This is a genomic window from Pseudovibrio exalbescens (assembly GCF_028737195.1).
GTDB classification, from domain to species: domain Bacteria; phylum Pseudomonadota; class Alphaproteobacteria; order Rhizobiales; family Stappiaceae; genus Pseudovibrio; species Pseudovibrio zosterae.
Map to the genome: position 1 here is coordinate 1 of NZ_JAQZAJ010000023.1, position 606 is coordinate 606.

The 606-nt window shown below is 53.1% G+C and carries 1 pseudogene; it reads left to right on the top strand.

The annotated features are described in order from the left end of the window. Window positions 1–606 (top strand): annotated as a pseudogene (locus PUV47_RS19840) (calcium-binding protein); the annotation flags it as partial.

A 606-nucleotide genomic window follows, 5' to 3' on the forward strand; every position in this document is an offset into this window, starting at 1 on the left:
GAGCGCTTCGAGTTCGCTGACGGAACTTCCGTCTCGAAATTTGCAATTGCGGCTGATGGGACAGACCGAGTTACAATGTGGGGTACGTCCGGCGATGATGTACTCATTGGGGGCAAGCAAAGCAACTTCATCAACGCAGGTTCAGGCAACGACACATTGGATGTGGGAGGCTATACTGGGTCTTGGCAACATCTGCGCGGAGAACAAGGCAACGACACCTACCTTATAGGTGAAGATGACGGCCAAGTCTGGATTACACAGTATGGCGAGAAAGCCGGCTGGGGCACGGATACGGTGGTCTTCAAGGATCTCACCCTGAGTGACTTAACCGCCTCGGTTTATTCACATGACGGTTACGGGGAATCCCTTCGCCTCAGCTGGGACTATCACGGACAGCACAGCTCATTGTTCTTGTCCGACATGGGCCAGCACATCGAGCGCTTCGAGTTCGCTGACGGAACAGTTCTGCGAGAAATCAAGCTGCGCGAGGATGGACGCATAGAGCTGAAGGGTACAGAAGGTGATGATGTAATCATTGGCGGCGAGCAAAATGATTACATCCATGGAGGATCTGGAGATGACATTCTTGACCCAGGTGCTGGCAAC